The following is a 20,154-nucleotide window of genomic DNA, read 5'->3' as shown; positions in this document are numbered from 1 at the left end:
CCCCTGATGATACAATATGTATCTAAAGGTGGTGCTCTACATGGCCCAGGTTGCCGGCGGCAGCGTGCGAAACCGGTATTTGCTCTTCGTCTTGTGCGTATTCGATGCGCTGGCGACGGATTGCGGCATTCGGCTGCAATTGATCCAGGAAGCCAATCCGATCGCGAAGGCGTTGTACGAAACCAACATCCTCTTTTTCTACGGCTACAAAACCCTGTTACCGCTGCTCCTGCTATTCATGCTCCGCCATGTGCCCGAACGCCCGATCGTTCGCCGCGGAATCGGGCTCGCTACGGCTCTGTATGCCGCCGTCGCACTCTATCACGTCGTCTGGATCGCTTTCGCCGCGGCATGAAGCACCAAAGAACCGGTCCTGAACGTTACTCCGCCGCGCCTATGTCATGCTGCCCGATGATCAGCGTGATCGGCTCCAGATAGGCGCGAATTTCATTCTTTTCGCCCGTCGTATCCACTTCGATATCGACGACCTTGCTGCTCACCGTGCGTTCTTCCCGGCGGTCGTATACGACCTCGAATTCCCGCAAGCCGAGCGGGTACGTGACGACCGACCAGCCGATCGCGAGCGACCCGGGCACGTCCACCGCATGCGAGAAATCGATCCGCGTCAACATCTCCTCGTTCATATCCACGATCGTCACCTGCTGCAAAATTTCCGTTTTCATTTCGTTATCCCCTTTTAGCGATGAAGTGGAATATATTCATAGCGCCGACAGCGCGGACAAAATGCGTCCTATGGCATATATCGGCGAATCTCTCCTATATTTGTGAGCATTTCGCGCATACAATCATCAAAAACGCCTCGCGCGTTTTGAGTGCGCGAGGCGTATTGCCGTCGTTCCGGCTATCGTTCCGGCTCCGATGGGCCTTATTTGCGGCCTTTCGGCGCGCGCGAAGGCGCTTTGCCGCGGCCTGCTCCGCCGCCCGGTCCGCCGCCGAAGCCGCCCCGTCCGCCCGAAGACGGCTTGCGTCCGCCGTCCCGGGAACCGCCGGCCTGCGGCCTGCCGCCGCTGCGGCCGCCGGACGGACGCTCGCCGCCGCGGGCGAAGCCCCCGGCGCCGCCGCTTGGCCCGGCGCCGAAGCCGCGCTCGCCGCGGCCCGCAGAGGCGCGGTCGCCGCCGCGCTTAGGCCGCTCGGCCGGCGCGCCGTGCGCCTTGGCGCCGCGCTCGGCCCGGCCGCCCAGCGCGGATGCGCCGGCGTAGCGGCCTTCGCCAGCGGCGCCGCCGCTGCGCGGCCCGCGGCCCGGCGCCGCCTGCGGCCGGCCTGCGCCGGCTTCGCGCCGGCCGTTGCCAGGACCGCCTGCGCCCGGCCTGCGGCGCTGGGCCTGCGGCTCGGCCGCGCGCTCTTCGGGAGCCGGGGCGAAGTATTCGCCCTGCTCCCACCACTTGGCGGCGCGCGTCTCGCCTGCGCCGCCTTCAGAGCCCGCGCCGCGCCCGCCGTGCGCAGGGACGCCTTTGCCGCGGCCTGCGCCCGCATTCGCCGCGCCGCCGCGCAATCCTCGCTCCGCGCCGCGCCCGCCGAGCGCAGCCGCGCTGTCGCCGCGCGCCCCGCGCACGACGCCGCCGCGGACCGCGCCGCGGCCTTCGCCCCGCGCGCCGCCGCGATCGTCGGAGCGGCTCTCGCCGCGGCGCCCGCTTCCGGCGCCTCGCGTCGCGCCGCCGCGCGCGCCGGCCCCTGCCGCACCCGCGCGCTTGCCGAATGCGCCCGGCGTCCGCGTCTTCGCCGTCGGCGCGCCTTCGGCGGCCACGCTGCCGCCGGCCGCCCCGATTTTGCGCCGCTCGATGAACATGCCGATGCCGTCCTCGATTACGCCGAGGTCCCCGCGGTCCTTGGGCGCCACGAACGTGATCGCCATGCCCGACTCGCCCGCGCGTCCCGTCCGCCCGATGCGGTGAATGTAGCTCTCCGCGTCCTGCGGCACGTCGTAGTTGTACACATGCGTCACGCCCTCGACGTCAAGCCCGCGCGCCGCGATATCCGTCGCCACCAGAATCTGCAGCTTCGCGTCACGGAACTTCCGCATGACCTGCTCCCGCTTGGCCTGCGACAGGTCGCCGTGCAGCTCGTCGCTGCTGTAGCCCATCGCCTGCAGCGCTTCGTTCAGCGTGCTCGCGCGCCGCTTCGTCCGGCAGAACACCATCCCGAGATAGGGCTGCGTCTCTTCGATCATCGCGACCAGCGCCGCCTGCTTCGCCCGGTCCGTCGTCTCGATGACGAGCTGCGCCGTATCCTTGACCGTCACCTGCTTCGCCTTGACGGTCACTTCCTGCGGGTCCCGCAGATAACGGCCGGCCAGGTTCCGGATCTTGTCCGGCATCGTCGCCGAGAAAAGCATCGTCTGCCTGTCCTTCGGCGTCTTGGACATGATCTCCTCGACCTCGCCGAGGAAGCCCATGTGCAGCATCTGGTCGGCTTCGTCGAGCACCATCATGCGCACGTTGGACAGCCTGACCGTCTCGCGTCGCATATGATCGAGCAGCCGTCCCGGCGTCGCCACGATCATATGCATATTTCCTTCCAGCTTGTGCAGCTGCGCCTCGACGTCCTGGCCGCCGTAGACCGCCAGCACCCGCACGCCTTCGTAAGCCGGCAGCAGCTTCTTGATCTCCGCCGTGATCTGGATCGCGAGCTCGCGCGTCGGCGTCACGATCAAGCCCTGCAGATACGGCACCTCCGGCTTGATCCGCTCCAGCATCGGCAGCACGAAGGCGAGCGTCTTGCCCGTACCCGTCTGCGCCTGGCTGATGACGTCCTTGCCCGTCAGTGCGACCGGGATCGTCTGCGCCTGCACCGGCGTCGGCTGCTTAATGCCCAAGCTATGCAATAATTCGGATGCGCGCGCCGACACACCCAATGGTCCAAACTCTGTCACAATAGCACCTCATTTATATTCGCGGACCGCTGCCGCGCTTTCGTAATCCTATCCTACCACATTACGCGCCTTTTTCCGCGTTTCGGCGGAGCCTTAATTTTAGTGGTCCCTGATCTTCATTTTACCCGTTTGAACGGTATCCCCTTCGATCAGGATGCATTTTTCCCTGACGGAAGGGGATACCGTTCAAACCTTCTGCGCAAGCCAAAAAAGCCGCTTACGGCCCTTCGGTTTGCGTACAGACGCGCAGCGGACGGACCGGGGAGCCCTTATTCTTGTTCCGATCGCGATTCGCGGCTCGTTTTCGGACCCAGGCACCGTTATCGCGGGATTGCCGGCCTTTTTTAGCGTTGATCCGGATCCATAACGTCCCTCCAGTCCGATACGATCGCAATGGGAACCGTTTTTTAAGAAATAACGGCCCCTGAGTCCGATTCCTCTGTCTGTATCGCATAACGGCTAACCGAGGTTCTCTTTTCGCCCATCTGCTTACCTTCCCGCCGATCGTTGCCCTGAGGTTACCAGAGGAAGCCTCTATTTCGCCGTGTTTTATACGTTCGGACCGTGATTTATACGTATGGATAAATAAAAAAAACGGCTGCGCCGGACTATCCGGGCAGCCGTTCAAATACGCGCGCCAATCGTTACAGCCAGATCACCAGCGCCAGCACGACGGCGAGCACGATCCGGTAGATCGCGAACGGCACCAGCTTGATCCGGTTGATGAGGTTCAGGAAGAACCGGATCGCCACCAGCGCCACCAGGAACGCGGCGACAAAGCCCGCGATGTAGAACGGCAGCATGTCCGTGGTGATGTACTGGTAATTCTTCAGCAGCGTGATGAGGCTGGCGCCCGCCATGATTGGCACGGCCATGATAAAGGTGAAGTCCGCCGCCGCACGGTGACTCAGACCGAGCAGGACGCCGCCGGAGATCGTCGACCCGGACCGCGAGAATCCCGGCCACAGCGAGAAGCATTGAATCAGGCCGATCATGAGCGCCTGTCGGTACGTAATCTGGTCCACCGTATGCACCTTCGGCTGTTTAGGGGCCAGCCGGTCCGCGCCGATCATGAGGATCGCGCCCAGCACGAGGCCGACGAGCACCGTTTCCGTGGAGAAAAGATGCTTCTCGATCATGTCGTCGAACAGGAAGCCGAGAATGCCCGCCGGGATCAGACCCACGATGACCTGCATCAGCTTGAGGCGGCCGGTGCCTGTACCGCTCCACTCCCCCCGTTCCCTCGTGCTCCGCTTCGATGCGCGCGTCTTTGCCTTTGAGTTTCCGAAGTCCGAGCAGATCCATGAACCGCCGCCAGAACAGCACGACGACCGCCAGGATCGAGCCGAGCTGGATGACGACCTTGAACGCGACCGCCGCGTCCGAGCCGAGAAAGTTCTCCGTCTTCAGCCAGAGGTCGTCGACGATGATCATATGACCGGTAGAAGAGACGGGCGCGAACTCCGTGACGCCTTCGACGATGCCGATGATGATGCCTTTTAAAATTTCGAGGAATGACATATGTACGCTCTACTCCCTTTCCCGATTCCGATTGCGGTTTCCTATGGTCTAGTTTATAGGGAATGCAGGGTCCTTGTCTAATGGACTCGGGCCCATGCTTCCGCTACTATACTACCCTTCGGGAAAGGATTCGAGCACAAGGATGCGAGATTGGCTTCTTCGTTCCGGCATCATTCAGGCACAAGCTAAGCGAAAAACGTCTGGGGATACTTCAACTCCCCCGTACTTCTCCTTGCGCGTCGCAGCTAGTCGGGCCAACTCGCCTTCTGCCAGCTCCCGCACCATGAACACGTCGTCCGGCACGTCGAACTGCATGAGGACAAGGCCGCTATCCACCGCGGGCTTGAAGCCGAACCGCGGATAGTAGGACGGATGGCCGATAAGGAAAATCAGCTTGTAGCCCATTTCTTCCGCCCGGTGAATGCCTTCCCGGATCAATGCACCGCCGACGCCGCGGCCTTGCGCATCGGGCAGAACGCCGATCGGCGCCAGCACGAGCGTGTCCGTCGCATCCTGGCCGTCCACGAGCTCCGCCTTGCTGATCAGCATATGCCCCACGACCCGGACGTCGGCTTCGGCCACGAGCGACAGCTCCGGCACGAAGCCGGCGGACTCGCGGATGCGGTCCGCGAGCCTGCTCTCGTCCTCCCGCCCGCCGAAGGCGGCCAGGTGGATTTGCCTGACCGCATCGATATCTTCATTCGTTTCCGTCCTGATTCGAACCATGAATCCTTCTCCTCCGTCTTTCGTTTCCGACACGGCGCATACCGTTGATTCTTCCTCGACTTCGATAGCGTCTCGATCCGTACCGTCTTGTTCCTCGCCTTTCGATGGCGTCTCGATTCGCGCCGTCTTGTTCCTCGACTTCGATAGCGTCTCGATCCGCACCGTCTTGTTCCTCGACTTCGATAGCGTCTCGATCCGCGCCGTCTTGTTCCTCGCCTTTCGATGGCGTCTCGATTCGCGCCTTCTTCTTCCTCGTCTCTAGTTCGCGGCCGCTTCCGCAGCGACGGCGACGGTGTCGACCGAGGCTCCGCCCTGCAGCCGGTACATCGCATAGTATTTACCCTGCAGCCGCATCAGACGCTCATGGTCGCCGCGTTCCACGATGACGCCGTGGTCCAGCACGAGGATCTGATCGGCCTGACGGATCGTGGAGAGGCGGTGGGCGATGACGAACGTCGTCCTGCCCTTCTTGAGCACGTCCAGCGCGGCCTGGATGATAGCCTCGGTCTCGGTGTCGATGCTGGCCGTTGCCTCGTCCAGGATGAGAATCGCCGGATCGTACGCGAGCGCCCTGGCGAAGGAGATCAGTTGCCGCTGGCCGGCGGACAGCGTCGCGCCTTTCTCGATGACCGGCTCGTCGATTCCGCCTGGCAGGCTCATGAACATGTCGTACGCGCCCACGTCGCGCAGCGCTTGCTCCACCCGCTCCCGCGTGATCGCGGGGTTGCCGAGACTCACGTTCGAAGCGATCGTCCCCGTGAACAGGAACGGGTCCTGCAGCACGATGCCCATATGCGCGCGCAGCTTGCTGCTTCGGGATATCGCGGACGTCGACGCCGTCCACCTTGATGCTGCCCTCTTCGATATCGTAGAAGCGGAACAGCAGGTTCAATATCGAGCTCTTGCCGGAGCCGGTGTGGCCGACGAGCGCGACCGTCTCGCCTTGGCGGGCATGGAAGCTCACGTCTTTCAGCACGTTCTCGCCCTTCTTGTAGGCGAAGGTCACGTGCTCGAAGCGTACGTCGCCGCCGCTGCGAGGCGCGGTGCCTTGCTCGACCGGGATGCCCGGCTGGTCCAGCAGCTCGAATACGCGGGACGCGGATACTCGCGCCGTCTCCAGGTTGGAGAGCTGGTTGACGATGCCGACGATCGGCTGGAACATCCGGTTCATGTAGTCGATAAACGCGTACAGCACGCCTACCGTCACCGCGGTGCTCAATGAGCCGCCCCAGAACATCCAGAGGACGCCCAAAAAGATTAAATTGCGTATGACGTTGACGAGATTATGGGAGGTAATCGAGTTCAAGCTGACCAATTTGGTCTGATGATTGAAGTAGTCCTCGCCCAGCTCGTCGAATTCCTTGGCCATCTTTTTCTGCCTGCCGAACGCCTGGATGATCGTCATCCCTTGGATGGACTCGTTGATCATGCCGTTGATATCGCTAAGCTTGGCGCGGATCACGTTGTTCAGCTTGCCGGCGTACTTGCGGTACAGCACGATCCAGATCGCCAATATCGGAATAAGCGGCAGGGCGATGAGCGCGAGGCTCGTGTCGAGCAGGAACAGCGCGCCCAGGATCGCGGTCATATAGACGATGCCGGAGAAAAAGTTCGCCAGCACCGCCACGAACAGCTCGCGGACGGCTTCGGTGTCGTTGGTGATGCGCGAGACGACCTTGCCCGCGGGCAGATTGTCGAAGTACTGCACCGGCAGGCGATGCGTGTGCGCGAATACGTCCTCGCGCATGCGTTGGACGATGCGGTTCGCGGACGTCTGCAGCAGCAGCTTCTGTCCGTAGGTGAACACGGCAGCGAGCAGCAGCAGTCCGAAGTAGGCGGCCGCCAGCTTCAACAGCATCGGCACTTCGGGTTTGTAAAATGCATACAACTCGCCTTTCGAGAGCTTGGCGGCCGCATATTGCGCGCTGCGCCCGTCTTTGGCGGTCACGGTCATCGTGCCGTCCGCGACGGATCGGGCGCCGTCGAACGCGAGGTCGCCGTCGATCCAGTAGTAGCTTCGCTTCTCCTGAAGCACGCGCTTCGCCAGCGCCGGACTGCGGTCCGCGCCAGCCGGGAGATGGTCGCTTCTCACGTACCAGTTGCCCCGGTAAGGGACCGCATCGCTTTGCTTGGCCTGAACCTGGTACCACGTTTTCTCGATGCCCAGAATGTTCTGGTCGATCATCCGCTTGGCCAGCAGCGGCCCCAGCAGCTCGGCGCATACCGCCAGCGCCAGCATGACCAGCGCCCAAATGATCGTTCTCTTATAAAGCAATGCATAGCGGAATAAACGCTTGCCTGTCATGTTTGATCACCTTCGTTTCTTTCTCTTCTCTTAGCCTTCGACGATCGCTTCAAGCTGCTGCCGATCGTACTGCTCCTTGTACCAGCCGCCGTGCGCCAGCAGCTCCTCATGCGTGCCGCGTTCGACGACGTAGCCTTCGTCCAGCACGAGAATGAGGTCCGCGTGCTGCACCGCGGACAGCCGATGCGTCGCGATGAGCGTCGTCTTGCCCGCCCGCTCGGTGCGGATGCCCTCGATGATCTCGGCCTCCGTCCGCGCGTCGACGGCGGACAGCGCGTCGTCCAGCATGAGAATCTCCGGATCGGCGATCATCGCGCGGGCGATGCTCACGCGCTGCTTCTGTCCGCCGGAGAGCGCCACGCCCTTCTCGCCGACCAGCGTCTCCAGCCCGTCGGGCAGAAAGACGATGTCCTTGGCGAACGAGGCCCGGACGAGCGCATGCTGCAGCTGCTCCGGCGTCGCCTGCGCGCGGCCGAACAGGATGTTCTCGCGAATCGTGCGGGAAAACAGGATCGGATTCTGCGGCACGTAGCCGACCCAGGAGAGCAGACGGTCGATGCCGATGTCCTGGATCGGCACGCCGGAGACCGACACTTCCCCGCTGCCCGCGGGGTACTCCCGCAGCAGCTGCTTGAGCAGCGTCGTTTTGCCGCTGCCGGTTCGCCCGACGATGCCGAGCGTCTGGCCGCGCTTCAGCTCGAAGCCGACGTCGATCAGATTGTCTACCGCCGACGACGGATAGCGGAAGGTTACCGCCTTGAATTCAAGCGTATCCGGCGCCGGCACTTCGGCTAGCCGATGCGGGTCCTGGACGTCCGGCACGTAGCCGAGCGTCTCGTTGACCCGGTCGAGCGAGGCGTTGCCGCGCTGCATGATGTTGATCAACTCGCCGATGGCGAACATCGGCCAGATGAGCATCCCGAGGAAAATGTTGAAGGAGACGAGCTCCCCGAGCGTGATTTCGCTCCTGAAGACCAGGTATCCGCCATAGCAGACGCCGATAATATAACTCAGTCCGATCAGAACCTTATTCGTCGGTTCGAACAGCGCGTCGATGCGGGCGACCGCGATATTGCGGTCCAGCACTTCGTTCGTCTTCGCGTGAAACCGCTCCTCGTCCGCCTTTTCCTGCACGTAGGCGCGAACGACGCGAACGCCGGTCACCGATTCGAGCACCTGGTCGTTCAGTTCGCCGAACGCGTCCTGCGCCTTCATGAAGCGATCGTGGATCTTGCCGCCGAAATGCTTCATCGCCAGCGCGATAAGCGGCAGCGGCAGCATGGCCGCGAGCGTGAGCTTCCAGCTGATCAATCCTGCCATTATGAACAGGATCGTGACCATGAAGATCGACGAGTCGATCAGCGTAAGGATGCCGAAGCCGGCCGTATTCGAGATGGCCCACAGATCGTTCGTCGCGCGCGCCATCAGGTCGCCCGTCCGGTTGCGCTCGTAGAATGTCGGCGTCATGCGCAGCAGATGATGGATCAGCTTCGTCCGCAGCAGCCGCTCCAGCATCATCGAGCCTCCGAACAGCTGGTACATCCACACGTAGTTAATGCAATAACTGACGATCGTGAGGCCGAGCCACAGCAGGACAATTTGGTAAAAATCATCTTGCGTCATCGTCCCCTGCTGGATGCCGTCGATCGTATTGCCGAGCAGCTTGGGAGGCACGATTTCTACGATGCCGGCGATAGCCAGCAGGATGACCGCGATCGTGTACCTTTTCCAATGCGCGCTGAAAAACCATTTTAACTTGATAAGTACGCTAAGCATTTTTTCCCCTCTCTTCTGTGCCCGATCGCATCCAAGCATGCAAAAAAAGGCGCATCGCCCGTAAGCGATACGCCTATTCTATGCATCCGCCCCCCGATTCTCGAACATTCGTTCGTTCCGGGGCGAATAAGAAAGGCGCGCGATTACGGAGACGTAATCGCGCGCCCTGATATCCATCGTTGGATTAATCGGGCTTTAACGGATTACGTTCGCTTCTAAAGACATGAGCGACAGCGGCTAGAACAATCATGGATGTACGCATCGAACGCAATCCTCCCTTCCAAATGTGAAATGTATATGACACTTTGCCACTTTACCATCGGCCAACGGAAGCTGTCAATGGGGTCGACGGAAAAATATGGTTTGGTTGCGGCCCGTCCCCACGCTTGAAGCGCCCGGGGCAAAGGGTATAACTGAGTATAGCCGCCGCGGGACCTTCCGCGGACTTAAAGGAAAGGCGGCGCCCTTATGGGGTTTATCATCGTCTACATACTGATCGTATTTCTCGTCGTCGAGATCTCCGCCGTCCTCATGCGTTCGACGGGACTTGAACACCCCATCGCGCGCTTCCAGGTCATCTCGCTTCTGACCGGCACGGGCTTCACGACCAAAGAGTCCGAGCTGATCCTCGGGCACCCGGTCCGCAGACGAATCGGCATTTTTCTGATTCTGTTCGGCGCGTTCTCGCTTGCCGTCATGATCTCCTGCATCAGCGCGATTCTTGCCCCCGACTTTCATTTGTACCCGCTGTCGGTCGCATCGGGCGCGCTGTTTCTGGTCTACGTCGTGCTGCGCATACCCGCGGTCGGCAAGCTCCTGGAAAAGCGCATGAGCGGCGCTTTCCGTCAAACCTTCTCGATTCACGAGCTCGCGATTCAAGAGGTGCTATACTTGGAGAAGGAAGACGCCTTTATCGACATTCCGATCGGCGAGTCGTCGGCGGCTATCGGACATACGATCAAGGAGCTGTGCGAACGGCTCCCGGACGTGAACATCCTCCTGATCAAACGCGGTACGATCGCGATTCGCGAGCGCCGCATGGAGACGCCGCTGGAGGCGGGAGACATCCTTTACGTATACGGGAGCATGAGACAGATCAAGCGTTCCTTCGGCGCCGAGCTCGAGGCGAAAAAAAGCCATGGAACGCGACGAAAGGCAGGCGGTCTCGCCCTTATGAAAAACGAGCGCATGGACGCTGTAAAGCCGTTTCAGCGCGGAGACGCAGCGGATCAGCCGCTCCGGGACGCAAATTTTCAATTTTTGTTCCCCTTCTCCCTGACGACCGATTGCCACAAAGACGTTAAAGACACCTTGGAGCGCGAAGGCTTCGTAGCCTTCCGTCTGAGCGCGCTGGAGCTTGAAGACGCGTTCTACGGCCCGAAGCATCGCGTATCGCATCGGGATATGGAGCGCTATTACCTGCCGTTTACGAACCATGTCCTGTTCCCTTCCGAAGACAACGTGGAGAGCTTTCAGCGCATGAGCAAAGCGATGGGCAAGACAGCCGTATTGCGGATGCGGTATTTCGATGCGCCGTTCATCCTGCATGCCGTCGACGTCGTGCTCTGTCCGTTCGACACCGGCTTCATCACGCTTCGCGTCCAACTGCTCAAGGAAAACCCGACCTTGACCGAAGCGATCGAATTCGCCGATCGTCTCCGCGCGCTTCAGGACGCGCACAGCGAAGACCGCGCCGCGAGCGTCGAATACGAAGGCGAGAGCTACAAGGAGGTTCAAGATTTTATTTTCCAGGCCATCGTGCCTCATATGGTCGAGCACCTCGACCGCACGCCGATGGACGGCGCGTACTTCGAAGAGCTGCCCTACCTGATCGACGAGCGCATGTACGTCATGGCGAGCTACGCTTTTCCGGAGAACGCGGACATCTCGCTCCTCGATCGCTACCGCGCGTCAAGGCTCGACGGCCTCGACGATAACGGCGATCCGTATATCAGCGCATACTATATACCTTATATCGAGGAATACTGCCGAGGCACCGGACTTGAACGATGGGCGCCGTACGCGTACTACCAGACCGACGAGAGCTGCTTCTGTTGCTTGAACAGCCTGCCCGAACGCAAAGCGGACGCCATCGTCAACAAAATGTACGGCGAATACTATTATGGCCTGTTGCTGAATCTATTCCACCGTATCGTCCTGCTCAAGCTGTCGAATTCATATTCCCGCGTGCAAATGGAACGAGATTCGGAGAAAACGGAGCTGCTTATCCGCGACATCACGACATTTTCCGCCAAGTACAACTTCCTTGAGGTCGTCTCGCAGTCCCAGGGGCGGGAGATTTTCCTTCAGCTGCGCAAAATGTACGGCAACGACGAGCTGTTCGAGGACGTCAAGCAAACCCTCACCGACCTGTTCAAATATCAGGAAAACGCCAACTCGCGACGGTCCAGCTACTTGCTGAACGTTCTGACCATCTATACCGTCATCAGCGGGATTTATGGCATGAACCAGGTCATCGAAGATCTGAAGAGCCCGATCCAGTGGAGCCACATGTCCGGATACTCCGTCTTCGAATGGATCGCGCTCGCCGTCACGTGCAGCGGCCTGCTCGTCGCGTTCCTGTTGTCCGGCAATATCCTGTGGAAATGGGGCAAGGAGCTGCTCAAGCGGTTCAGAAGCTGATCTTCGCGAGCTGCCGCTGCCCGCAGCCGCATTCATGCGCGTATATGCGCCGCGTCTCGGCACGCCAAGCCGGGCAAGTGAGAGGATCCCGGGAGGCTTTGCCTCCTCTTCGCTCGTTTCACCGCGTTTTAACGGTATCCCCTTCGCTCAGGAAGCGGACGGCAGGGATGGCAGTCGCTCCAGCGGGATACGGTTATGCGCAACTTCGTTCGTAGAGTGGCTCATACGGGCGCGCCCTCTCGACATCCACCGTCTTCACCGGCGTTCGACAAGCCTAAGACGCGACTTTTCGACGTGAATTCGTATATTTACGGCCCCGTCTAATCGGTTGGATGCCGGCTCTTTTTCCAACCAGGTCCCGATTTATAATCGTATTCGTCCTGCCGCACAATCCGATCAATTCCGCCATCGACTCGTTACGCAATACGCGGCGGAAACAAAACTCGTCAAGATACGCCTGCAGATGCTTCGGACCAATCCCGCCAAACGTCCGGGCCAGCCATCTGACGGCGTCGGTCCAGATCGCGTGCAGCGCCGAACGTTCTCGGCGGTCGCGTCGATCAAAGACCTTCACCTCGCCGGCCCTGTCTACCGCATGGACTGCGTGATTCCGCAGGAAGCGCTCCAATTCGCCCGAATCCTCAGGAACGCTGCCGGCGCATTCCATCCGCTTGATCTTCAAATTCGTCATCGTGCCCGTCGACTCGACGATAGAAGCACCGACGATGACGGGCTGCGCTCTTTGTTCGGCATCCGCGCTTATACTGCTAAAATGACGGCTGAATTCGTACCCGTAAAATTCCCCGAGCAGCTGTAATTGACCTTGCAGCGGAAGCTCCCGATCCCATTGCTCGATCGCATAGCGAAGCTTGTGATTCATCAACCACGCGGTCTTATAGGTAACCTGAATGAGCTCGGACAACAGCTTGGCGCTAATGCCGATCTGCATAAGATACATCGCCTGAAACCATTTGCACAGCGGCGTGCGCGTACCTTCGAGCACCGTTCCTGCCGTCAGCGAGGTCTGGTGTCCGCAGGATATGCACTCGAATAACTTGCGTCCCTTAGAGGCGACGTTGTAATATTGCGGATGCACGCAACGAGGACATCTATACCCGCTTGGCCACTTTGCCATGAAGAGGGCGCCCTCGCAGTCTTCCTCGCTATAAACCGGCATTCCGGCTCCAATCGAATAGGGGCCTCCGCTCATGTCAAACCACCTCGCTCTTATAGAACGTTTGTTCTTATTGTAGCAAAATATGGATGGGTTGGCTACTGTTTTTCAATAAATTTTGTTGTTTTTTTGCGAGCCTCTAAGAGACTAACCTGACCGAAGGGGATACCGTTAAAACGTACCCCGCAAGCAAGAACCCGCTCCTGACCGAAGGGGATATCGTTAAAACTTGTCGCACAGATGTGGTCCCCCATACGCGAGCCTCTCGGCCATGGCGAGGAACGGCGAACAAAAAAAGAGAACGCCGAAGCGCCCCCTAAGGGGCGTCTTGCGTTCTCTAAACTGCCGGAGCTCGGCGCCCGTTTTCAGACGACAAGAAAGTGTACCGGCTCCTTGCAAAATTCGCAGTGCTGCGGCGGATCCCAGGCGGAGAACGTGGTCTCCTTCAAATTGACGAGATCGGGCGCATCCTCGTATTCGTCGACGAAGGTGTCGATGGCGAGCTCCACGTGTTCTTTACATACGCAATACATGATGAGATGTCCTTCCTCTTGCCGAAGATCGGCTCATGTGGTTAGCCGTCGTTCTCGGTCTTCTCGACGAGCTTTACGCGGAGATCGCTCTTCTTCCCGTCGCGATAGTAGGTAATAGCTAGCGTATCCCCGATCTTGGTCTTCGTATACAAGTACTTGCGCAAATCGAGGGTGCTGCTGATCGGCTGGTCGTCGAGCGCTACGATAATGTCGTTGAAGGCAAGACCCGCCGCCTTGGCCGGACCTACAGCCTCGAGCACGACTACGCCTTCGGACACGCCTTTGGGCACGACGAGCGCCTCGCCCATCGGAACGTCGTCGTCGCCGTTCGACTCCGGCGCAGCTTCGGCGTCGCCGGAGTCGGATGGGACTTCGTCCTCCGAATTCGCCTGATTGTCCAGATAGATGGACAGATCCATCGAGTAGACGCCAAGGTATGGACGTTTGATCTTGCCGTGCTCCATCAGTTGTTCGACGATCGGCATCGCGTCGTCGATCGGAATGGAGAACCCGATGCCCTCTACGCTCGTATCCGCGACCTTCATGCTGTTAATGCCGACGACTTGGCCGTTCAAGTTGACCAGCGCGCCGCCGCTGTTGCCCGGATTGATCGGCGCCGAGATCTGGATGACCTCTTCCTCCCAGTCGTATACGCCGTCCTGGTTAAGCGAGATCGGAACGGTCGTCTTCAAGTTGGAGACGATGCCGTTGGAGAGCGAATCGCTGAAGCCCAGCGGATTGCCCACCGCGATGACGGTCTCTCCCTTGCGCAGCTTGCCCGAGTCCCCGATATCGGCGACTTGACTGATTCCCTTGTCGTCCGTCTCAAGGACGGCCAGATCGGTGATCGTGTCCTTGCCTACGACGGTCGCGGTCTTCTTGGTGCCGTTCGACAGGACGACCTGGAGCTTGACGCTGTCAGCGATGACGTGGGCGTTCGTGATCATATAGGCCTTACCTTTTTGCTTCAGGAAGATGACGCCGGAGCCGAGGCTGGTGCCCTCTTGGATCGCTGCCTCGTTGTTGGCGGAACCGCCCTGCGTCTGATTGATGACGCTGACGACGACGGGGCCGACCTTGGCGGCTGCCGAGATGATCCGCTCGTTCGTATCGTATCCGCCGCTGACGCTGGACGACAGCGCCGGCGACGCGGACCTGCTTTTCGGACGATCGACGGTCAGGTAGAAAAGAGATGCAACCAGCACGGAGCTGGCCAGCGAAGAGACGAGCGCTATTTTCAAAGCGGAGTTGTGACGGCCCCAACGGCTCGGCCGGTTCCAGGAGCCCGATGGCTCCCGGCTGCTCCGCTTTACTTTTGTTGAATAAAAATCGTCCTTGAAAAAGCCCATAAGACGCCTCCCTCGCTGGCCAAGTAAAAGCAAAGAAAGATGGAATGTACGGCGCGCGATTTGACTAAAATAGTAATAGATTTACAGAACCATAGCAAGCCAGCGATCGACAAATCCAATTGGTCATGCAAGGAGGACAACCGCTTGAAACCTACTTCTCCCCACTGGTCGTTCGTCGACTTCGCGGCGCAGCTCGCCGATTTGAAGGACGATCGTTATCGCCAGTTGCTGGCGCTCACCACGCTGATCGAGGTGCTGGTCGATAAAGGCATCGTCACCGCCGAGGAGCTGCGTCTCAAGTCGGAAGAGATGGAAGAAGAACTTGACCGCCATCTGCGCTAACGCCCCTATGCCTTCACCAGATCCCAAGCGGTCGGCCGGTCCGCATACGTATCGCACAGCGCGAACTCGTGCTTCTGATAGAAAACGCCGTTATCTTCTAATACGGTATTCACTGTAAGCTTCGCTAAATCCATCAAATTGTGCTCCTGGCTCAAGTGAGCGAGGTACACGCGTTTGGTGCGGCCCTCGGATACGAGCCGGCACAGCGTATCGCCGGCCGCTTCGTTCGACAGATGGCCCATGTCGCCGAGGATGCGGCGCTTGATGTTCCAAGGATATCGGCCCATCCGAAGCATGTTGATATCGTGATTGGCCTCCAGCACGAGCACGTCCGACTCGAGCAGTTGGCTCATGACCTTGTCGCTCACATAACCCAGGTCGGTCGCCAGCGTCAGCTTCGCGCCGTCGGACCGAAAGCAATAGCCTACCGGCTCCTCCGCGTCATGGGAGATCGCGTACGATTCGATCCGCAGATCGAACAGCTCCATCACGCCGCCGGTAGGCAGCACCTTGCGCTGTTCGTCCGGCAGTTCGCCGACGTGCTTGTTCATGGCTCCCCAGGTCTTCTCGTTGGCGTAGACGGGGAGGCCGTATTTGCGGGCGAAGGCGCCCAAACCTTTAATATGGTCAGAATGCTCGTGCGTCACGAAGATGGCGTCCAGTTCGCTGCCCGACACCTCGCGCTCCTGCATGAGCGTTTCGATTTTTTTTGCCGCTTAGACCGGCATCGATGAGTACCGTCGCCGCGCTCGAGGATACGACGGTCGCATTGCCCGTCGATCCGCTGGACAGCACCGTGAAGCGAAGTCCCATAAGCTTTGTTTCCCTTCTCTCTTCTCTCCGGTAAGGCTATATGTCTCTCTAAGGATCTTTATAGTAACACACGCTATTTTATTCTATCAGATTAGAGCCCCCCGAGCGTTAATTACTTCATGGCGCGTTCGCGAACCTTAAGGTTCCGACAGCGGCTCGAGGGAGGTTTCTTTGTCCGTGGAAACCTCGCCGCTGGCCGCGTTGACGTAAAATACGCCTCCGTCTTCAAGCAGGATGCGCCAGGTCGGCGCGGCCACCTGCGTATCCGAATTAAAGATGCCTTGACCATGATAGCCGAGCTGCACTTCCTTGACGGCGGCGCCTGCCGGCAAATATTTTTTGAGAATGAGGCTCGTGAGCGCCTGTGTCGCCGGCAGCACCTTCTGGTCTGGTCCGCCTTCGGAAGGCAACGTCTCGATCAGGTCCTGGCTGTATTCCTGAATTTTCTGCTCGCTGTAGTAGAGGATCAGCTTGGCGTCGAATAGCGGTAGGCCCTCTACCGTACGGTTGAACGCGTATTCCCCTTCTGCCGTGCTGCCGTAATAATCGAACCGATATCGCGATAGCTCCGGAATGATATCCCCAAGCGCCTGCCGCAGCTCCTTGTTGCTGAATACGATACGCGTCTCTCTCGGCGGCTCGATCGCGATTCGCTTGTCTCCCGCCGTTCCGGCAGGCGCCTGCTGCTTGTACGTAATATCTCGAAGGCTTGGCGTATCCGTCGGAATCTTGGCCTCGATGCGAATGTTTTTCTCCTGCATGATCTGCCTCGCTTCGGCGGGCAGGGAGGTCCAGTCGACCGTGGAGTCGATCCGCTCCCGCCATTCGAGCCACAGCTGATATCCGAGCACGATGTTCAGCGCAAAAAAAAGCGACGATGAGCACCGTCTTCGCTCTTCCCCAGTCCACCTTCGCTCCCCCTTTCCAAGGAAATTGCCTTTGCAGCCCGGATCAGTCGGCAAGGCGTACTTCGCCGCTTGCCATGCGAATCGCCCATACCGGATCCAGCGCCAGCTTGTCCTGCGCCAAAGTCGTTCGATATGCCGGGAACAGCGCATCGACCTGCTGCCCTCCCGCCGCTTGACGGATTTTAACCAGCAGCTGATTGCCTGAAATCAGGTTATACGGCTGCGCCGTCCCGACTTTGTCCCCCAGTACGAGCAGCGACCGTTCATAAGAGCTGACGACGCCCTGCTGCACGGCAAGCTGCATATAACCGAACCTGAATTCGCCTTCGGAGAGGAGCGGTACATCGCCGTAATATTGCTGGAACCGTATCGACGGGTCGGCGTCTTCCGCCCCGGTCGTGCCCGGCGCTTGCGTCAGGCGAAACGTCCCGTTCCATCCCCCCGTGCTGATTGACGAATTGGACGGCCGACGTGATGTTCTCGGCGGGATCGTCCCGCCCTTCGGCCCGCGCGACCGGATCTTTGTAGGACAGCCAGCCGCCGCCCTGCTCGACCTTGAGCCCGCGTTTGGTGTCCGTATAAATCTGCGCGCCGTCCTGGCTGTCCTCCATCATCTTCGTCGTCGTCGGATCGATGAACAGATTGCGCTTCATCTGATCGGCCGTATATTTGGTGAAGCTCACCTCCACACGGCTCAGCGCGAGCGACTGGTCCGGCACGTAGACGCCGTTCGCCCAGTAACTGAACGGCTTCCAGTACTGGCCGAAGCCGACGCTTTGCTCGACGTCCTGCGCGGTCAGATCGACCTGTGCCGCCTCGTACACTTCGGTACCGTCGGCGTTCAGGAAGAAGCTGCGCACCTCCCCCGCTGTCCGGACGCGCGAAGATCCAGATCCGGTCAACTTCGCCCTCCGAGAGGAGCGCCTCGCCGTCGATGCCTTTGAACGCGCGCTGGAGCATCGGGAAAGGGATATCCCGCCCGAAGCGGATCTCGATGCCCTCGTCCTGCCGACGCACCTGCTCCCAATCGATCGCGCTCGCCTCGGCCCGCTGAAAGCTTTTAAACTCCCTGCTCGACAGCTTGTCCAGCACCATTCTGTAGAAGGTATCGTGCGGATAGAAAACGGTGTGCTTGTCCTGCCCCATATGAATAACGAGCGACTCCGGGAAGAGCAGGTTCTCGACCTTTTCCTCGGGGCCGAGCTCCTCAGTCTTGACGTAGTCCTGCTCGGTCTTTACCTGCGTCTCCAGGTTCGGCATGCTATAGGCCAGGAAGTAGCTCTGCACCAGGCTGAGGACGACGAGCAGCGCGAGCGCGACGGATTTGACTTTATCGATCAAGCATACTCACTTCCTTCCTGCACCATCGGAAGCGTGACCGTCACGATCGTGCCCACCCCCGGCTCGGAATCCAGGAGAATGCTGCCGCCGTTGGCGCGGACGATTTCCCGGGCAATCGACAGGCCGAGTCCAGTGCCGCCCATATTGCGCGAGCGCGCCTTGTCCACGCGGTAGAAGCGGTCGAAAATATGCGCCAGATCTTTTTTGGGAATGCCGATGCCCGTATCGCGTACGGCGATCGAGAGCTGACCCGATTCGGTGGGGCCGGCGGTCAAGCGAACCGATCCGCCGTCGAGGGTGTACTTGATCGCGTTGGAAACGACGTTGTCGAGCACCTGGTCGATGCCGTCGCGGTCGATCCATACCTTGGCCAGGTTCGGATCGACCTCGACCTTGACCGTGATCGCCTTCTGCCGCAGTTGCAGCGAAAAGCGATCGACGACGTCCTCCATCATCTCGCCGACGTCGGTCATCTGGCGACGGAGCTGCGCCTGCTTGGAGTCGAAGCGCGACAGATGGAGCAGGTCATTGACGAGCCGAATCATGCGCTCCGTCTCGCTCCGGATGACGCCGACGAAGCGCTCCGCGAGCGGCGGCTCGGCGAGCGCGCCGTCGTCGAGCGCTTCGGTATAGCTCTTGATCGTCGTAAGCGGCGTGCGCAGCTCATGCGAGACGTTCGCGACGAACTCGCGCCGCGAATTGTCGAGCTTCTCCGCCTCGGTGACGTCGTGCAGGACGGCGATGACGCCGACCACGCCCTTGTCCCTGCGCCGGATCGGCGTGAGCGACGCGCGGAAGACGAGCTCTTCCTCGCTGACATCCTGCGCGCGCGAGATGAGGCGGGTCGACTCCTTGCCTTCGAGCGTGCCGGCGATGGCGGCCTTGTCGATGGCCAGGCACTCGGACAACGTCATTCCTTCGATTGCCTCCTGCCCGAGCATCATACGGGCTCGGCGGTTGGCGACGATGACGCGTCCGATCTCGTCCGTGGCCAGCACGCCGTCGTTCATGTTCGAGAGAATGGACGAGAGCTTCTCGTTCTCCTCTTCGTTAATGGATAGCGCCTCGCTAAGCCGCTCGGTCATCTCGTTGAACGCCGAACTGAGCTGTCCAATCTCGTCGTTGCCCAGGATCGGCACGCGCTCGTCGAAGCGGCCTTCGGCTACGGCGGTCACTTGCAACGTGAGCGCCTTGATCGGGGACGTGATCGTGCCGGACAGCAGAATGCCCAGCACCGCCGTCAATCCGAGCGCGAGCAACATCCCGGAGACGAAAATGCGGTTGATTCGCTCCACCGTATCGTAGAGATCGGACATGGCGGCAACGACGTAGACGGCGCCGATCACCCTGTCGCCGCTGAGGATCGGCTTGGCGATGACCTTTTTTGCGGATGCGGTCCTCGTCGATCAGCTCGCCGGTATTGTCGCTGATGCCCTGGAGCGCGCGGCTCACGAGCAGCGACGTATTTTTGCGTCCGATATAGCTCTGATGGGACTCCAGCGAGGTGGAGAGCACGCGACCGCTGGCGTCGAGCACCTGGGTCTCGGTTCCGTTTTGGTTGAAGAGGCTGCCGACCAGCTGCTTGAGCGACTCGATGGCTTCGTCGGAGCGGTTGCCCTCGCCGTCCTGCTTGGCGAACTCGCCCGTGCCGAGCATCAAGGCGAGCAGCTGCGCCTGCGTATTGATATTGGACGTGAAGCTGTCGATGAGCGACTTCTTCATCGTGCTGATAAAGTAAACGCCGATTAACTGCACCGCGATAAGAATGAGCAGGAGCACCATCATGATCAGCTTCGCCTGAATCGTGCGCAGCGGCGCGAACAGCTTCATCCC

The 20,154-nt window shown here is 60.1% G+C and carries 13 protein-coding genes and 5 pseudogenes; 3 read left to right on the top strand and 15 right to left on the bottom strand.

All coding sequences use genetic code 11. The features are described 5' to 3' along the window. Positions 1–40 precede the first annotated feature (40 nt). On the top strand, positions 41–355 hold the full coding sequence (locus OMP40_RS18130) for a DUF5658 family protein (protein ID WP_277533514.1): 315 nt from the start codon (positions 41–43) through the stop codon (positions 353–355). A 25-nt stretch (positions 356–380) separates the two neighbouring features. Here the strand turns inward: OMP40_RS18130 and OMP40_RS18125 are convergent, their stop codons facing one another. The 6 genes and pseudogenes from OMP40_RS18125 to OMP40_RS18100 form a co-directional block, all read right to left on the bottom strand. After that, the gene (locus OMP40_RS18125; protein WP_277533512.1) at positions 381–683 is read right to left on the bottom strand and encodes a hypothetical protein; all 303 of its coding nucleotides are present in this window, start codon (positions 681–683) and stop codon (positions 381–383) included. Positions 684–886: 203 nt separating this feature from the next. Beyond that, positions 887–2,833 (bottom strand): DEAD/DEAH box helicase, encoded by a 1,947-nt coding sequence (locus tag OMP40_RS40210; RefSeq protein WP_338131174.1) that lies wholly within the window; start codon positions 2,831–2,833, stop codon positions 887–889. A 701-nt stretch (positions 2,834–3,534) separates the two neighbouring features. Beyond that, a pseudogene (locus OMP40_RS18115) lies at positions 3,535–4,411 on the bottom strand (undecaprenyl-diphosphate phosphatase). 174 nt (positions 4,412–4,585) lie between these two features. Then, positions 4,586–5,299 (bottom strand): GNAT family N-acetyltransferase, encoded by a 714-nt coding sequence (locus OMP40_RS18110; RefSeq protein ID WP_277533511.1) that lies wholly within the window; start codon positions 5,297–5,299, stop codon positions 4,586–4,588. Between the two features lie 96 nt (positions 5,300–5,395). After that, positions 5,396–7,442 (bottom strand): annotated as a pseudogene (locus OMP40_RS18105) (ABC transporter ATP-binding protein). Positions 7,443–7,472: 30 nt separating this feature from the next. Further along, positions 7,473–9,218, bottom strand: a complete 1,746-nt coding sequence (locus OMP40_RS18100; protein ID WP_277533510.1) for an ABC transporter ATP-binding protein — start codon at positions 9,216–9,218, stop codon at positions 7,473–7,475. 468 nt (positions 9,219–9,686) lie between these two features. Between OMP40_RS18100 and OMP40_RS18095 the strand changes: the two genes are divergently transcribed. Further along, positions 9,687–11,861 (top strand): TrkA C-terminal domain-containing protein, encoded by a 2,175-nt coding sequence (locus OMP40_RS18095; RefSeq protein WP_277533508.1) that lies wholly within the window; start codon positions 9,687–9,689, stop codon positions 11,859–11,861. A gap of 274 nt (positions 11,862–12,135) precedes the next feature. On the opposite strand, the gene OMP40_RS18090 is transcribed toward OMP40_RS18095, so the two are convergent. The 3 genes from OMP40_RS18090 to OMP40_RS18080 form a co-directional block, all read right to left on the bottom strand. Next, positions 12,136–13,038 carry an IS1595 family transposase gene (locus OMP40_RS18090; RefSeq protein ID WP_277534877.1) on the bottom strand — a complete coding sequence of 301 codons (903 nt, stop codon included), beginning with the start codon at positions 13,036–13,038 and terminating at the stop codon, positions 12,136–12,138. Positions 13,039–13,400: 362 nt separating this feature from the next. Continuing rightward, complete coding sequence (locus tag OMP40_RS18085; protein ID WP_277533506.1) at positions 13,401–13,568, bottom strand: CxxH/CxxC protein; 168 nt, start codon at positions 13,566–13,568, stop codon at positions 13,401–13,403. 41 nt (positions 13,569–13,609) lie between these two features. Next, positions 13,610–14,917, bottom strand: a complete 1,308-nt coding sequence (locus tag OMP40_RS18080) for a S1C family serine protease (RefSeq protein ID WP_277533504.1) — start codon at positions 14,915–14,917, stop codon at positions 13,610–13,612. 144 nt (positions 14,918–15,061) lie between these two features. Between OMP40_RS18080 and OMP40_RS18075 the strand changes: the two genes are divergently transcribed. Then, entirely contained in the window at positions 15,062–15,259 is a 198-nt protein-coding gene (locus OMP40_RS18075) for a hypothetical protein (protein WP_277533502.1), read from the top strand. Between the two features lie 5 nt (positions 15,260–15,264). Here the strand turns inward: OMP40_RS18075 and OMP40_RS18070 are convergent. From OMP40_RS18070 to OMP40_RS18050, 6 genes and pseudogenes are all read right to left on the bottom strand, one after another. Next, positions 15,265–16,072: pseudogene (locus OMP40_RS18070) on the bottom strand (MBL fold metallo-hydrolase). Between the two features lie 137 nt (positions 16,073–16,209). Further along, on the bottom strand, positions 16,210–16,923 hold the full coding sequence (gene yycI, locus OMP40_RS18065) for a two-component system regulatory protein YycI (protein ID WP_277533500.1): 714 nt from the start codon (positions 16,921–16,923) through the stop codon (positions 16,210–16,212). A gap of 100 nt (positions 16,924–17,023) precedes the next feature. Next, positions 17,024–17,284: a hypothetical protein gene (locus OMP40_RS18060; protein ID WP_338131173.1), complete on the bottom strand. Its 261-nt coding sequence runs from the start codon at positions 17,282–17,284 to the stop codon at positions 17,024–17,026. Then, the gene (gene yycH / locus OMP40_RS40205; protein WP_338131172.1) at positions 17,244–17,882 is read right to left on the bottom strand and encodes a two-component system activity regulator YycH; all 639 of its coding nucleotides are present in this window, start codon (positions 17,880–17,882) and stop codon (positions 17,244–17,246) included. The genes OMP40_RS18060 and yycH (OMP40_RS40205) overlap by 41 nt, the downstream gene beginning before the upstream one ends. A 7-nt stretch (positions 17,883–17,889) precedes the next feature. Beyond that, positions 17,890–18,267, bottom strand: a pseudogene (yycH, locus tag OMP40_RS41905) (two-component system activity regulator YycH); the annotation flags it as partial. Between the two features lie 50 nt (positions 18,268–18,317). Continuing rightward, a pseudogene (locus OMP40_RS18050) lies at positions 18,318–20,151 on the bottom strand (ATP-binding protein). Positions 20,152–20,154: the final 3 nt, after the last annotated feature.

It is taken from the genome of Cohnella rhizosphaerae (genome assembly GCF_029525575.1).
In the GTDB taxonomy this organism is placed as follows: domain Bacteria; phylum Bacillota; class Bacilli; order Paenibacillales; family Paenibacillaceae; genus Cohnella; species Cohnella rhizosphaerae.
This window is presented reverse-complemented; position numbering and strand designations above follow the sequence as displayed.

Coding starts and splice junctions, on each gene's coding strand:
- OMP40_RS18060 (WP_338131173.1), bottom strand. CDS start 17,284: ATGCAGCTTGCCGTGCAGCAGGGCGTCGTCAGCTCTTATGAACGGTCG.
- OMP40_RS18130 (WP_277533514.1), top strand. CDS start 41: ATGGCCCAGGTTGCCGGCGGCAGCGTGCGAAACCGGTATTTGCTCTTC.
- OMP40_RS18095 (WP_277533508.1), top strand. CDS start 9,687: ATGGGGTTTATCATCGTCTACATACTGATCGTATTTCTCGTCGTCGAG.
- OMP40_RS18080 (WP_277533504.1), bottom strand. CDS start 14,917: ATGGGCTTTTTCAAGGACGATTTTTATTCAACAAAAGTAAAGCGGAGC.
- OMP40_RS18090 (WP_277534877.1), bottom strand. CDS start 13,038: ATGCCGGTTTATAGCGAGGAAGACTGCGAGGGCGCCCTCTTCATGGCA.
- OMP40_RS18125 (WP_277533512.1), bottom strand. CDS start 683: ATGAAAACGGAAATTTTGCAGCAGGTGACGATCGTGGATATGAACGAG.
- OMP40_RS18100 (WP_277533510.1), bottom strand. CDS start 9,218: ATGCTTAGCGTACTTATCAAGTTAAAATGGTTTTTCAGCGCGCATTGG.
- OMP40_RS18085 (WP_277533506.1), bottom strand. CDS start 13,568: ATGTATTGCGTATGTAAAGAACACGTGGAGCTCGCCATCGACACCTTC.